We start from the raw sequence: 14,343 nt of genomic DNA on the forward strand, positions 1-14,343 counted from the left end.
TCTTCCTCCTACTGCCCTGGTATTTTCAGATTTTCAGCACCCTGGGTAACTTTAGCCGAATCGATGCGATCGCCTTGCTTAATTTTGTTCACAACATCAAAGCCTTGAGTGACATTGCCAAACACGGCGTAGTTACCATCTAAGAACGCTAAATCTGCTAAAGCAATGTAAAACTGAGCAGAAGCGGAATCTGGTGCTTGCGATCGCGCCATCGCTACTGCACCCAGCTTATGGGGCAATACTACGGCTTGAGCAGTAGCATCAAATGGTTTATTGTAAGTCGGAGTATCGGAACCTTTCGCCTTAACTTCTAAAGGTATATAACGAGCATTTCCCGTTTTTGGATCAATATAGCTACCAGTTCCCAGTCTATCTGCCGGAACTTTCGGATCTTTGCTTTGGGGGTCGCCCCCTTGAACTACAAAGGGTTGGGGTTCGCGCACAACTCGATGGAAAGCCAAACCATCGTACACACCCTTTTGCACTAAATCTACGAAGTTGCCAGCTGTAATGGGGGCATCAGTGCCGTCTACTTCGATAGTAATCGGCGAACCTTTAACCGTTAGCACCACAGTAGCCTTGCCTTCGAGCCTTGGTAAATCTGTTATTCCAGGAATATCACTACTAGTTTGAGATACAGATGTTGCTTCAGTAGTTGTCTTGATTCCTGTCTCGTTTGTGGTCGAGGTAGCTGTAGAGGTTGGAGAAGATGCATTAGAAGCTACTTGCTGTGTTGAACATCCTCCCAACATCAAGGCACTGATGATCACAAGAGAAAGCAAAAATTGTGAAATTTTTAACCGCATTGCCTGTTACTGATTTAACCAGAGTATCTTATCGTTTTCGGGGGCATTGGGATTATGGGAGAGGTGACAGCTAACAGGTGATAAGGAATAATCTGTACACTGTAACCTCTACCCTCATCCTTCAAAGTCCTTCTAGCGAAACTTCTAAAAAGCGGGCTAACTTTGCGCCTTCTGTTTCCAACTCTGTTAAAGATATCGGTTGTCCAACCCGTGTTAAGGGTATATCTCGCCGACCCTTAATGCGTAGATAGAGGGCGCGACGGGGATTAAGACCTTCTTTGACGGTTATGATCACAGATTGCACATCTGCTATGCGGCTATTAATCTCAATTCGGCGATTTTTCCCAGGAAATCCCCAACGGAAGATTTTGATTGTCCCAGTTTCCTGATTAAATTCATTGTAACCGCCTCCCACGTCCCATAAAATTACTAGCCACAGATATGTGGCTAATAGCAAGCCAGCAGTGCCATATAACCCCATCACCAATCCTTGGGGGACAAATACCAGTTGAGTTGGATCGGAAACTATGAGTAAATTAACTTTTAAATAACTGGATACCCCAGCCAATAAAAAGCCGCTTGCTCCCAAGGTAACGATAGTTTGCCCACCAGTAGTTACTGAACCGACGAGAACCGAGAACGTTTTGATGCAGGAGGCGATCGCCTTTGTTAATCGTTGTTGATGTCGTCATTAAACTACCATTGCCCCGTGACCTACTTGCACACTAAATGTTTTTGCATTGAGTGGTGGCTCTGTGTGCATTTTACCAAACATTGTTGACAAAAACTCAACTGCGCCCCTGCGTGTCGCTGTTACCCATATAATTTGTTAGGGCACGCTACATAATTTTTTTACTCAGTGGCTCACAATTGTTTTTACCCTGCTCCTTTGCTCCTCCCTCCTTACCTCTTCTTGACTTCTTGGGAATTAAGTTACCTAGATACGTCCATTTGCATTAATTTTTTTGAGATTTCTGAGAAAACTTGTGTCAAATTGTAAAATTTCTGATATTTATATTATTTATAAGGTTCGTGTTTCAGAGCTACATTTGCTTCTGCGTATCAGGCAAAAACCCTGACTAATGTGATAAGTTAAGAATCATTAAGTTACCACAGGCTAGATTACTAGCCGATGGTACGTGTAATGGCATAAACAAAGAGAAATACTGATTTCACTAATCAGCAGGCTCTCAGAATCTCAGTTGCTTTGATGCTGTTGAGATTGTCAAAAAAAACGTTAGTTCCTCACGGCAGTCGGTTACACTGGCTCTCCGCACTGTCTTAGAAACGTTGCAATTTTAGTAAAAAAAGAGGATTTTAGTCCGATGACCATCGCAGTTGGACGCGCCCCTAGTAGAGGGTGGTTTGACGTATTAGACGACTGGCTCAAGCGCGATCGCTTCGTATTCGTAGGTTGGTCAGGGATACTACTGTTCCCCTGCGCCTTCCTAGCACTAGGCGGTTGGCTGACCGGTACAACCTTCGTCACCTCTTGGTACACCCACGGATTAGCCTCCTCGTACCTAGAAGGTGCTAACTTCTTGACAGTGGCAGTATCCACCCCCGCCGACAGCATGGGACATTCCCTATTGCTGTTGTGGGGCCCAGAAGCTCAAGGCGACCTCACCCGCTGGTTCCAATTGGGTGGTTTGTGGCCATTTGTCGCCTTACACGGAGCCTTCGGTTTGATTGGCTTCATGTTGCGCCAATTTGAAATTGCGCGTCTAGTAGGAATACGTCCTTACAACGCCCTCGCCTTCTCCGCTCCCATTGCAGTATTCGTCAGCGTATTTCTGATGTACCCCTTGGGACAATCAAGCTGGTTCTTTGCACCCAGCTTTGGTGTCGCAGCAATTTTCCGGTTCCTACTATTCCTGCAAGGGTTCCACAACTGGACACTCAACCCCTTCCACATGATGGGTGTTGCTGGTGTATTAGGTGGTGCATTATTGTGCGCCATTCACGGAGCCACAGTCGAAAACACCTTGTTTGAAGACGGTGATGGTGCTAACACCTTCCGCGCCTTCAATCCCACCCAGTCAGAAGAAACCTACTCAATGGTGACAGCAAACCGTTTCTGGTCACAGATTTTCGGTATTGCTTTCTCTAACAAGCGCTGGTTGCACTTCTTTATGTTGTTCGTGCCAGTCACAGGCTTGTGGATGAGCGCCGTCGGCATCGTCGGTTTAGCACTCAACCTGCGGGCTTATGATTTCGTTTCCCAAGAATTACGGGCGGCGGAAGACCCTGAGTTTGAAACCTTCTATACCAAAAACATTTTGCTGAACGAGGGTATCCGCGCTTGGATGGCTCCTCAAGATCAACCCCACGAACAATTTGTATTCCCTGAGGAGGTATTACCACGTGGTAACGCTCTCTAATAGACCAAATATATTAGGCGGCACTGGACGCGACCAAGAATCTACTGGCTTTGCCTGGTGGTCTGGTAATGCGCGTTTAATCAATCTATCTGGCAAACTCTTGGGCGCTCACGTTGCCCACGCTGGCTTGATTGTATTCTAGGGCTGGAGCGATGACTTTGTTTGAAGTCGCTCACTTCATTCCTGAAAAGCCCATGTACGAGCAGGGCTTGATCTTGTTACCTCACCTCGCCGCTCAGGGTTGGGGTGTTGGTGCTGGTGGTGAAGTCATCGACACCTTCCCCTACTTTGTTGTCGGTGTACTCCATCTTATTTCTTCAGCCGTTCTTGGTTTTGGCGGTATTTATCATGCCGTTCGTGGCCCAGAAACTTTAGAAGAATACTCTTCTTTCTTTGGTTACGACTGGAAAGACAAGAACAAGATGACCAACATCATCGGGTTCCACCTGATTATTTTGGGATGCGGTGCCTTGCTGTTGGTGCTGAAGGCAATGTTCTTTGGTGGTTTGTATGATACTTGGGCACCAGGCGGTGGTGATGTTCGTGTTATTACCAATCCGACATTGAACCCAGCCGTTATCTTCGGTTATGTAATCAAGTCTCCCTTTGGTGGCGAAGGCTGGATTGTCAGCGTCGATAACTTGGAAGATGTGGTCGGGGGTCATATCTGGATTGCCTTTATCTGTATCGCTGGCGGTATTTTCCACATTCTTACCAAGCCTTTTGCTTGGTCACGTCGTGCATCCATCTGGTCTGGTGAGGCTTACCTCTCCTACAGCTTGGGCGCTCTTTCCCTAATGGGCTTCATTGCCTCAATCTTTGTTTGGTTTAACAACACCGTTTATCCAAGCGAATTCTTTGGCCCTACCGGCCCAGAAGCTTCACAAGCTCAGGCTTTGACCTTCTTGATTCGTGACCAGCGCTTGGGTGCTAACGTTGGTTCTGCCCAAGGCCCCACTGGTCTAGGTAAATACCTGATGCGCTCTCCAACTGGTGAAATCATCTTCGGTGGTGAAACCATGCGCTTCTGGGATTTCCGTGGCCCTTGGTTGGAGCCTCTACGTGGCCCCAATGGTCTTGACTTGGAAAAAATCAAGAATGATATTCAGCCTTGGCAAGCTCGTCGCGCTGCTGAATACATGACTCACGCACCTTTGGGTTCTTTGAACTCTGTGGGTGGTGTGGCTACCGAGATTAACTCGTTCAACTATGTATCTCCTCGCGCTTGGTTGGCGACTTCTCACTTCGTACTAGGATTCTTCTTCCTAGTTGGTCACTTGTGGCACGCTGGTCGCGCACGGGCTGCTGCTGGTGGTTTTGAGAAAGGAATTAACCGTGAGACTGAGCCAGTGATGTTCATGGACGACCTAGATTAGGTTGTAAAGTTTATCTCATCACTGACAATTAAATAATTTAAAAGCTCTTGCGTAAAAGCAAGGGCTTTTTTTATAGGAAAATTAGTCATCTATTGATTAAAGTCAGCGACTCACCAAAGGAATTAATACTATGAGCGATTCCGATTTTATTGATGCTTTGCGATGGACATCTGAAGCTAAAGAAAAGTTACAAAATATTCCCTTTTTTGTCCGCTCTCAAGCTAAAGCCAGAATTGAACAACTAGCCCGTGAAGCAGGACAAGAGCTTGTTACTGCTAATTTGGTAGAACAGGCTAGGCTTGAGTTTGGACAATAAAAGATTCTGGAGGTCGTAACAATGACAGTCGCCAAAAATCGAGCAGACCGAGTAATGCTTCATAACATTAGCTGGGAACAGTTTGAAAATCTTCTAAAAGACTTGGGGGAGCATCGGGCAGTACGGTTAGCTTACGATCGCACTACCTTTTATGATCAGCTTCCCCCCACATTCATTGCTGCTAAAAAAGCCTTCTGGCTCACATCTCTGTAAACTGTATTCAAAGACTTCATTACCACATCACTAGAAGTTGAATTTGCTGTATTTTCTTCTTCCTTAGCTAGGGGGATTGCTCCTAATACATCTAGTACCATCTCATTAGTAGACGGCGCAATCACTACTAATGATGACTCTAGTGGCTCACTGTATTGCCAGAAAGAATCAATTTTTACGGAGTATTTGTTATTAGGAATTAACTGTTGAATTTCGGGCGTTTCTGTGGTATTGGGCTGAATCTTGGCACTACGTAATTGACGTAAATCGCTGATAATTTGCTCTTTGGTGCGTCCGCGTAATTGAAATAGTACAAAGGGGTCTTCACTGAAGCGATCGCCTAACTGATAGTACAATGCACCAATATGCTTACAGGGATTTGCTTTATCAGGACAAGAGCATTTACTCTGGACATCACCAAGGGTAAATGGAAATATCGAAAGACCATTAGCCGTGAAGACTTCTTCTATATTTTGTGGCATTTCTCCTGCTAGTAGCTTGGCAGCAAAAATTGCCCTTTGGGACATGGTTTCAATGACATAACCCCATTGTTCATCAGTAAATGGTTCAAGGGAAAGGGAAACTTTATAAGGTTCGATTTCACTACCTTGTACCCTAGCCAATACTTTTGCACCTTTAAATTCAATGCTCAGAACATTTCCTTGACGAGCATAATTTCTCGCGCGTTCTAAACGCTTTTTAAAGCGATAGGAATCTAGCAAATCTAGCCATTGTTGTGACCACCATTCTCGGCTTGCTTGTAATGTGTAATTAGTCATAATCGCATATTTAATCTAGTGGTTTATTTGGTTATTTAATCAGAGGGGTGAGAAACGAACCGCAAAGGGCGCAAAGGAAGAAAAGTTAAGAATGAGTTTACTCTGTAGTAGGTGGCTCTAACCCTAAATTCAAGAACTAAAGCCTTTACTACAAACTTATTCTGCATCATCGTCAATTACTGCACTGCGATCGAGTATTAGTAAGTTGCGAAGTTGGTCTGTATCTAATTCAGTCAACCATTCTTCACCAGCACCCACTACTTGTTCAGCCAGTTGTTTTTTACTTTCAATCATGTCATGAATTTTTTCTTCTAAAGTGCCAGTGCAGACAAATTTATGTACTTGCACATTCCGGGTTTGACCAATCCGAAATACTCTATCTGTGGCTTGATTTTCCACGGCTGGATTCCACCATCTATCAAAGTGGAATACATGATTTGCTCGTGTTAAATTCAGTCCTACTCCACCCGCTTTCAGAGAAAGAATCATAATCGGTGGCCCTTGAGGATCGTGTTGGAAACGGTCGATCATTTCCTCACGTTGTTTTTTGCTGGTGCTGCCATATAAAAAGAATATTTCTCGCCCAAGCTGTTTTTCTAAATAGGGTTTAAGTAACTTACCCCATTCAGCAAATTGTGTGAAAATTAAAGCTCTGTCGCCTTCTGCTAAAACTTCTTCTAACATTTCTTCTAGCCGCAGAAGTTTGGCTGAATTATGTTGATCTAATGTCGCTTGTTTCAAATATTGGGCTGGGTGATTGCAGATTTGTTTGAGTTTAATTAGTAAACCCAAAATCATCCCCCGCCGTTGCAATCCTTCCGCAGATTCTATCTCTACTAAAGATTGTTCTACAACTTGTTGATAAAGTGCAGCTTGTTCACCAGTCAGACCGCAAAATACGGTCATTTCTTGCTTATCTGGTAAGTCTTGAATGATGTCGCGATCGCTTTTCAATCGCCGCAGTATAAATGGTTGCACTAATGAACGTAATTGAGTCAAAGAAGCCGTATCGCCATACTTTTCAATTGGCATGGCAAACCGACGCTGGAAAAATTGCTTATTGCCTAAATAGCCAGGATTGAGGAAATCCAAAATAGACCAGAGTTCTTGCAGTCTATTTTCTACTGGTGTCCCCGTCAATGCAATGCGAAATGCTGCTTCTAATTCCCGGACTGCTTTTGACTGCTTCGCATCTGGATTTTTCACATTCTGGGCTTCATCTAAAACAATTATCTGCCAAGAGACACTTTGCAATGACTTGATATCTCGATGAAGAAGTGAATAGCTGGTAACAATTAAATCGTGCTTTTTCACTGCTTCTAAAAAAGCTTTTCCTTTTGGACGTTTGTCACCGTGATATTGCAAAATTTTCAGGCTTGGTGCAAATTTATTAACTTCCCTTTCCCAGTTACCTAAAACAGAAGTTGGACAAACTAGCAATGTTGGATTTTCTAGTGTATACTGTTCTTTAAGATGTAGCAAAAAAGCAATAAACTGCACGGTTTTACCGAGTCCCATGTCGTCTGCGAGACACGCGCCTAAACCCCAACGTTCTAAGAAGGATAGCCAAGCAGCACCACGTTCTTGATAAGGTCGCAACTGTCCTTTAAAGCCTGCTGGTGTCGGTAAAGGTGCGATCGCTTGATTATTGTTTAACGCCCCAATTAACTCTTGCAACGCCCCAGATGCCTCAAAGCTAACCACTGGTAATTTTTCAATTACCTGGGTATCTCCTGTACTAAAACGCAAGGCATCTTCCAAAGAAAGCGCCATTTGATCTTTGCGAGTGGTAAAAAAAGTTTGGGCTGTTTTGATATCTTGGGGTCGCAATTCCACCCACTCGCCGTTAATTTCTACTAGCGGACTATTTAAAGCCACAAGTTTATCAAATTCAGCTTTAGAAATAGTTTGTCCACCAATTGCCAATTGCCATTGGAAATTTAGTAGACTTTGCAATCCTAAACGTCCTTGCTTTTTCTTTGGGGTTTCGGCTGAAATTTTCAAACCCAAACGATTTGCCCATCCTTCACGGTTCGCTAAACTGGGAGGCAAAATTACTCCCAAACCACTGTCTTCCAACCGCCAAGCTACAGCTTTGATAAACTCATAAGCTTGCATAGGGGTGATCCGAGAAAATTGGGGATATTCGGTTTCAAAACTGGGTGCGATCGCAGGATACAATCGAGAAGCTACCCCCAAACCTCGCAAAAAGGTTTCCTGTGGTTGCTCAATTGTCCGATTTTCATAAACCAATCTTTCAACTGGATTGTTCCAAATAGTTGCTGCATCCACCACAAACTCAGGATCATCAGCCGCTTGCAGAAAATACGCCAATGTCCAATCTGTTTCGCCTGACTCTGGAGAACGCAGTTGAAAACAGGTACGAAATAGAGTTTTAATAGTTAATTGGTATTGTAGCGGCATAGTCCAAGCCTTTAGTGCCGCTTCTAATCGTTCTATTTCATTTGCATCTGCATTGACTGCATAAGATGAACTAGTTAAACTTAGCAACCACTGTCGCATCGCAGATGGTAAAGATGCGTAGGCACTGCCCGTCGTAGACATCGCTTTAGCTTCAATTGGAGGTTGAGAACTTACCATTTCTCGCACTTGGGCATCTATCGTACTGTTGAGAAATCCTAAAAGTAATTCTTGAGGTTCAATCGGAAAGTCCACGCAGAACGGCGATTGAGAAAACTCCTCTCCAGTCCCCAGTCCCTCCTGATACGTGCGACAAACCAACGGCATATCCGCAGAAAATTTTTCTAGCCGAGTTCCATCTACAGCGCTGTCTAGAAGTACTTGCCATCTAGCAGCAAATGCACCGTCTGATTGTCGGTCAATTGTTGGTAAAAACTTACAACGTGAGATTAAATCTAAACTCCATCGGGCAACTTGCGACCAAAAACGTAAATCTCCTCCTAAAAAGGCATCTTCACCTTTTGCAGCATTTAAAGGAATAGCAGCAAGAAATTTTACTGCTTCGCTAGGGTTAAGACAAAAACCTTCAACTCGCCACGGTTGCAAATATTGTGGGGAGTCTGTTTCTAGTCCCAAGCTGGCAGAATGGACGGGGAAAATTGCAGATGTTCCTTCTACATTATTTTCAGAGATATGAGTTGGTAGGGCAATTATTTGCGAATGCGTTGGTAATTTTATCTCAGTCGTACTGACGGGTTTACGTGTTCGTCCAGTAGTTGCGAACGCAACTTGAGGTTTCTGGATGAAGTTGGTAATCGCCATGTTCTGGGAAACCAACCACTCACTCAACTCAACTGATGTCATTGCCAATGGATGTAGGGGTATATCTCCAGATCCATTCGGCTCAAAATTACCTCGTAGCGATCGCCAAGTTTCCCCCCAAAGAAATAAACAACCATTTTGACTTTTTAGTAACCAATTACAGTGTAAAATCGCCATTTGCTAACTACTTATATTTTTCCAAAACTCAAGAATTAAAACCGCAGTTATTTTATTTTTTACATCTTATCAAGAAGATTTTCTAATTAAATTTTGCATATAATAAACATTTAAGTAAAGATTTCATATAAACATTATTGATAATGAATTTTCCTCTAATTAAAGCTTTAAAAAATGGAATATTAGTGGAACTAGATTATATGCATCCTCAAGAACAGGAGGTTGTAAGAGCATTACTCAATGTTGTAATTGTTGAAGGTAAAACTTATCCCCACAAGCAACCTCTATCTCAGGCAGAATTTACAGCTTACTGGTTGAGTAAGGATGCCTTTGTTGTTAGGTCATTTGTTCAGGACGCTACACATAAGCCAAAAAAAATATTAGGGGCGTTTTATCTAAAACCAAACTTCCCCGGTCGGTGTTGCCATATTTGCAACGCTGGTTTTATTGTACAACCTGAGTTACGCGGTCAGGGAATCGGGCGGTTCATGGGGGAAGCTATGCTCTTGATAGCAGCAAACTTGGGCTACGAAGCAGTAATGTTCAATTTGATCTTTGAAACTAATATACCTTCAATTACCCTTTGGCAATCGCTAGGATTTGAGATTATTGGGCGAATCCCGTATGCGGCGAAGCTGGGGGATGAACAAGTTGTAGATGCGCTGATGATGTATCGCACTTTGGAGATGTCTACTGTTGACGGTTGACGGTTAACAGTCATCAGTCAACAGTCATCAGTTATCTTTCTATGTACTAGAAGTCAGTCATAGTGCATAAATGTTAGGATTGCCACAGAAAGAGATAGCGAAAGAGAAGGAAAAAAAACTGAATGGCAGAAGTTGATAAGTCAATATCCTTCGATGGAAGGGATATTCGACTGAAAGTAGGCTTACTAGCTCCCCAGGCTGGTGGGTCGGTTTTGATAGAATCAGGGGATACATCCGTTTTAGTGACGGCTACGCGATCACAGGCCAGAGAAGGCATTGATTTTCTTCCACTTACAGTAGATTACGAAGAAAGGCTATATGCCGCTGGTAGGATTCCCGGAGGGATCATGCGCCGAGAAGGTCGTCCACCAGAAAAAACAATTCTCACCAGCCGTCTTATAGACCGCCCCATGCGTCCCCTGTTCCCTTCATGGCTACGGGATGACCTGCAAATTATTGCCTTAACGCTGTCGATGGATGAGTTAGTTCCACCCGATGTGTTAGCAGTTACAGGCGCTTCCATTGCTACCCTGATTGCCCAAATTCCTTTTAATGGGCCAATGGCAGCAGTTCGCGTTGGTTTAGTGGGAGATGATTTCATTATTAACCCCACTTATGCAGAAACTGAAGCTGGAGACTTGGATCTGGTAGTAGCTGGTTCACCATACGGCGTAATCATGGTGGAGGCGGGAGCCAATCAGTTGCCAGAGCGAGATATTATCGAGGCGATTGATTTTGGCTATGAAGCAGTGCGGGACTTAATCAAAGCACAGCAAGATTTAATCGCAGAACTGGGTTTGGTAATAGTGCAAGAAGCACCAGCAGAGGTAGACCAGACTCTGGAAAATTATATCCGCGATCGCGCTAGCGGTGAGATTAAGAAAATCTTGGCTCAATTTAGTTTCACCAAACCCGAACGCGATGCCGCTTTAGATGTCGTCAAGGATGAAATAGCCGCGACGATTACCGAACTGCCAGAAGAAGACCCAATTCGAGTTGCCGCAACTGCGAATAAGAAGGCACTTGGTAACACTTTTAAAGATATTACCAAACACTTCATGCGGCGGCAAATCATCGAAGATAACGTCCGTGTTGATGGTCGTAAACTCGATCAAGTGCGTCCCGTTTCTTGTTTAGTTGGTGTCTTACCAAAGCGAGTCCACGGCAGTGGTTTATTTAACCGAGAACTAACTCAGGTATTATCGGCTTGTACCCTGGGTACACCGGGAGATGCCCAAAACCTCAACGATGATATGCAGCTAGATCAGCACAAGCGTTACCTGCATCATTACAACTTCCCGCCGTTCTCAGTCGGAGAAACCAAGCCAATGCGTTCTCCAGGAAGGCGCGAAATTGGTCACGGGGCATTAGCAGAACGAGCGCTATTACCTGTGCTACCGTCAAAGGAAGATTTTCCCTACGTGATTCGGATTGTATCGGAAGTACTTTCCTCCAACGGTTCCACCTCAATGGGTTCAGTCTGCGGTTCCACCCTCGCCCTGATGGATGCTGGTGTACCAATTCTCAAACCCGTTAGTGGTGCAGCAATGGGTCTGATTAAGGATGGGGACGAAGTGCGAATCCTCACCGATATTCAGGGGATTGAAGACTTTTTGGGCGACATGGACTTCAAAGTTGCCGGGACGGATACCGGGATAACCGCCTTGCAAATGGATATGAAAATCTCCGGTTTGTCATTGGAGGTTATTTCCCAAGCCGTTCACCAAGCCAAAGCAGCCCGGTTGCACATTCTGGAGAAAATGCTCGCCTGCATTGACACGCCGAGGATTGAAACCTCACCTTATGCCCCACGTCTGTTAACAATCAAGATTGATTCAGACATGATTGGTCTGGTTATCGGGCCTGGAGGCAAGACGATTAAGGGAATTACAGAGGAAACTGGTGCAAAAATTGACATCGAAGATGATGGCACCGTGACAATTTCTGCTGTGGATGAGAACAAGGCGAAGAGAGCCAGAAATATTATCCAAGGCATGACCCGCAAGCTGCACGAAGGGGATGTCTACGCCGGACGCATTACTCGGATTATACCGATAGGTGCATTTGTGGAATTTCTGCCTGGGAAAGAGGGGATGATCCACATTTCACAACTAGCTGACTACCGAGTTGGCAAAGTTGAGGATGAAGTCGCAGTGGGCGACGAAGTGATTATCAAAGTGCGCGAAATTGATAACAAAGGTCGGATTAATCTTACCCGCTTGGGTATCCACCCAGATCAAGCAACAGCAGCAAGGGAAGCTGCGGCGGTGAATCGGTAACTCGATTTGGGATTTTAGATTAGATTAAATCTAAAATCCGCGATGCCTATCGTGAAGGCATCGCCGTATGCTTCTCTAATTAATTGCACGACATTTATCACAAACAGCAATTGAAATATAATTAATAAAACTTTAGTTTTGATAATCCTTGTTTTGAGCGATGAATTACTCACTACAAACTAGGATTTTATTTTATGTTTAATTATGCCAAGTAAGGGCAGTTAATGAATTTTTCCTACAGCTTTGATCCATTTGTTATGGCTAAATACGAATTAGATAAAACTAGAATTACTTAGAGATAAATCTTCATTTTGTAGATTGTTGTAAATGTCAATTTAAGTAACACCATGAACAATTTTCACTCTACTTATCCGCCAAAACTTGATAGTTGCACTAACCAAGCTATCCTCGATTACTTTGAGAATGCTTGGCAACTGGAAGATATGTTGTTGAAAAGTCTGGTGGGGGAAGATACATTTTATATAAATCCCGACCCGTTGAGAAATCCACTAATTTTTTATCTAGGACATTCGGCTGTATTCTACATCAATAAATTAATTCAGGTAGGATTATTAGAAAAACGCCTCAATTCTGACTATGAAATCCTATTTGAAATTGGCGTTGATCCAGAAATACCAGAAGAGTTGAATGAAGCGATCGCTCATCTAGAATGGCCGCAAGTTGCCCAGGCTTGGGAGTATCGAAAACAAGCGTATTCTGTAATTTCTGAACTAATTCAAATTACCCCAATTACTCTGCCAATTCATCCCACTCATCCCCTTTGGGCTTTAATCATGGGGATTGAACACCAGCGTATTCATATTGAAACTTCTTCGATGTTAATTCGCCAACTGCCGATTGAGAGAGTGAAACGTCCCCAAAACTGGCAATATGCCCCTTTTAATGGTTACACTCCTGAGAACGAGATGATAGAAGTTGCTGGTGGGGTAGTAAAACTCGGAAAAAGCTTTGATGATTCGACTTATGGATGGGATATTGATTATGGCGATCGCACTGTTGAAGTTGCACCCTTTTTCGCCAGTAAATATCTGATAACTAATGCCGATTTTCTTTATTTTATGAAAGCTGGCGGCTACGAAAATCAAGGAAATTGGGAGGAAGAATCTTGGAATTGGAAAACTCGATACAACATTCAATGTCCCAAATTTTGGTTACATGAAAATGGTAGCTATAAATATCGAGCTATGTTTGATGAAATAGATTTACCTTTAGATTGGCCTGTAGAAGTCAATCATTATGAAGCAATGGCTTATTGTCGTTGGCAAGTAAAAGATACTCGCTTAATGAGCGAATCAGAATACCATTTAGCAACTTACGGTAATAGTTTATTAGATGATGTAGAAAATTACAATCTCAATTTCAAATTTGGCTCACCTAGTCCAGTTGGGATGTTAAAAACAGCCAAAAGTTATTCTGGATTGTACGATTTGCGTGGAAATGTTTGGGAATGGTTGAGTGATAACTTAAACCCTCTGACAGGGTATAAACCTCATTATCTTTATGAAGATAATTCTGCCATCTTTTTTGATGATAAACATCAGATGATGTTAGGAGGATGCTGGATAACTAATGGTACAGAAGCTTTAAAATATTACCGCAATTGGTTTCGTCCCAATTTTTATCAGCACGCTGGTTTTCGGATTGTTCAAGATATGAAAGATTAACAGAGTATGCTTTAGTCACATACTACAAATTTGCAGAGATGCAAAAATTTTTAATTTATATTCTGATATCAAATTTTATCTAATTGTTCAATTTACAGCCTGAGCAATAAATTTGCTATTCAAGAATAGTTAGCGGTTTTCTAAAGATTCCAAGAAGAATTTGCTAAATAGCTGTACATTATTAATGATACTATAGAGGGTTTATAAAAAAATACAGCTTTCATTGAAAACTGTCAGTTTAGCACTACTACTTTAATGATAGAATTTTTGTTACTCCAGGATTTTTAGTGATTATAAATCCCGAACATAACACAGCCAATAATCCAATTTAGATTGGATTATGCGAACTTGCTTTACCTTTTAATTACAATCTGGAAAAAG

General features: G+C 43.0%; 9 protein-coding genes and 2 pseudogenes. 7 read left to right on the top strand and 4 right to left on the bottom strand.

Going from position 1 to position 14,343, the window contains the following annotated elements:
- Positions 1 to 8: 8 nt before the first annotated feature.
- Together ANSO36C_RS23670 and ANSO36C_RS23675 are read right to left on the bottom strand one after the other, a co-directional pair.
- Entirely contained in the window at positions 9 to 806 is a 798-nt protein-coding gene (locus tag ANSO36C_RS23670; protein ID WP_251956496.1) for a peptidylprolyl isomerase, read from the bottom strand.
- A 121-nt stretch (positions 807 to 927) separates the two neighbouring features.
- Positions 928 to 1,498: pseudogene (locus ANSO36C_RS23675) on the bottom strand (photosystem I assembly protein Ycf4).
- A gap of 633 nt (positions 1,499 to 2,131) precedes the next feature.
- Here ANSO36C_RS23675 and psbD point away from each other — a divergent pair.
- The 4 genes and pseudogenes from psbD to ANSO36C_RS23695 all read left to right on the top strand — a co-directional run bounded on the left by psbD (position 2,132) and on the right by ANSO36C_RS23695 (position 5,092).
- Positions 2,132 to 3,187 carry a photosystem II D2 protein (photosystem q(a) protein) gene (psbD, locus tag ANSO36C_RS23680; RefSeq protein WP_012409998.1) on the top strand — a complete coding sequence of 352 codons (1,056 nt, stop codon included), beginning with the start codon at positions 2,132 to 2,134 and terminating at the stop codon, positions 3,185 to 3,187.
- A pseudogene (gene psbC / locus ANSO36C_RS23685) lies at positions 3,171 to 4,563 on the top strand (photosystem II reaction center protein CP43). The gene psbD and the pseudogene psbC overlap by 17 nt, the downstream one beginning before the upstream one ends.
- Positions 4,564 to 4,693: 130 nt before the next feature.
- On the top strand, positions 4,694 to 4,879 hold the full coding sequence (locus ANSO36C_RS23690; RefSeq protein ID WP_251956497.1) for a PCP reductase family protein: 186 nt from the start codon (positions 4,694 to 4,696) through the stop codon (positions 4,877 to 4,879).
- Positions 4,880 to 4,900: 21 nt separating this feature from the next.
- Positions 4,901 to 5,092 (top strand): hypothetical protein, encoded by a 192-nt coding sequence (locus ANSO36C_RS23695; protein WP_251956498.1) that lies wholly within the window; start codon positions 4,901 to 4,903, stop codon positions 5,090 to 5,092.
- On the opposite strand, the gene ANSO36C_RS23700 is transcribed toward ANSO36C_RS23695, so the two are convergent.
- Both ANSO36C_RS23700 and ANSO36C_RS23705 read right to left on the bottom strand, forming a co-directional pair.
- On the bottom strand, positions 5,035 to 5,871 hold the full coding sequence (locus ANSO36C_RS23700; RefSeq protein ID WP_251956499.1) for an SWIM zinc finger family protein: 837 nt from the start codon (positions 5,869 to 5,871) through the stop codon (positions 5,035 to 5,037). The genes ANSO36C_RS23695 and ANSO36C_RS23700 overlap by 58 nt on opposite strands.
- 156 nt (positions 5,872 to 6,027) lie before the next feature.
- Entirely contained in the window at positions 6,028 to 9,291 is a 3,264-nt protein-coding gene (locus ANSO36C_RS23705) for a DEAD/DEAH box helicase (protein WP_251956500.1), read from the bottom strand.
- A gap of 143 nt (positions 9,292 to 9,434) precedes the next feature.
- Between ANSO36C_RS23705 and ANSO36C_RS23710 the strand changes: the two genes are divergently transcribed.
- From ANSO36C_RS23710 to ovoA, 3 genes are all read left to right on the top strand, one after another.
- Positions 9,435 to 9,998 (top strand): GNAT family N-acetyltransferase, encoded by a 564-nt coding sequence (locus ANSO36C_RS23710; protein ID WP_251956501.1) that lies wholly within the window; start codon positions 9,435 to 9,437, stop codon positions 9,996 to 9,998.
- A 122-nt stretch (positions 9,999 to 10,120) separates the two neighbouring features.
- On the top strand, positions 10,121 to 12,277 hold the full coding sequence (locus ANSO36C_RS23715) for a polyribonucleotide nucleotidyltransferase (RefSeq protein ID WP_251956502.1): 2,157 nt from the start codon (positions 10,121 to 10,123) through the stop codon (positions 12,275 to 12,277).
- 347 nt (positions 12,278 to 12,624) lie between these two features.
- Entirely contained in the window at positions 12,625 to 13,962 is a 1,338-nt protein-coding gene (gene ovoA, locus ANSO36C_RS23720; protein WP_251956503.1) for a 5-histidylcysteine sulfoxide synthase, read from the top strand.
- The last annotated feature ends 381 nt before the right edge of the window (positions 13,963 to 14,343 follow it).

This window comes from Nostoc cf. commune SO-36 (assembly GCF_023734775.1).
In the GTDB taxonomy this organism is placed as follows: Bacteria; Cyanobacteriota; Cyanobacteriia; order Cyanobacteriales; family Nostocaceae; genus Nostoc; species Nostoc commune_A.

What these genes read in the sequence shown, in the direction of transcription:
- ANSO36C_RS23670 (WP_251956496.1), bottom strand. Translation starts at nt 806, where the DNA reads ATGCGGTTAAAAATTTCACAATTTTTGCTTTCTCTTGTGATCATCAGT.
- psbD (WP_012409998.1), top strand. Translation starts at nt 2,132, where the DNA reads ATGACCATCGCAGTTGGACGCGCCCCTAGTAGAGGGTGGTTTGACGTA.
- ANSO36C_RS23690 (WP_251956497.1), top strand. Translation starts at nt 4,694, where the DNA reads ATGAGCGATTCCGATTTTATTGATGCTTTGCGATGGACATCTGAAGCT.
- ANSO36C_RS23695 (WP_251956498.1), top strand. Translation starts at nt 4,901, where the DNA reads ATGACAGTCGCCAAAAATCGAGCAGACCGAGTAATGCTTCATAACATT.
- ANSO36C_RS23700 (WP_251956499.1), bottom strand. Translation starts at nt 5,871, where the DNA reads ATGACTAATTACACATTACAAGCAAGCCGAGAATGGTGGTCACAACAA.
- ANSO36C_RS23705 (WP_251956500.1), bottom strand. Translation starts at nt 9,291, where the DNA reads ATGGCGATTTTACACTGTAATTGGTTACTAAAAAGTCAAAATGGTTGT.
- ANSO36C_RS23710 (WP_251956501.1), top strand. Translation starts at nt 9,435, where the DNA reads ATGAATTTTCCTCTAATTAAAGCTTTAAAAAATGGAATATTAGTGGAA.
- ANSO36C_RS23715 (WP_251956502.1), top strand. Translation starts at nt 10,121, where the DNA reads ATGGCAGAAGTTGATAAGTCAATATCCTTCGATGGAAGGGATATTCGA.
- ovoA (WP_251956503.1), top strand. Translation starts at nt 12,625, where the DNA reads ATGAACAATTTTCACTCTACTTATCCGCCAAAACTTGATAGTTGCACT.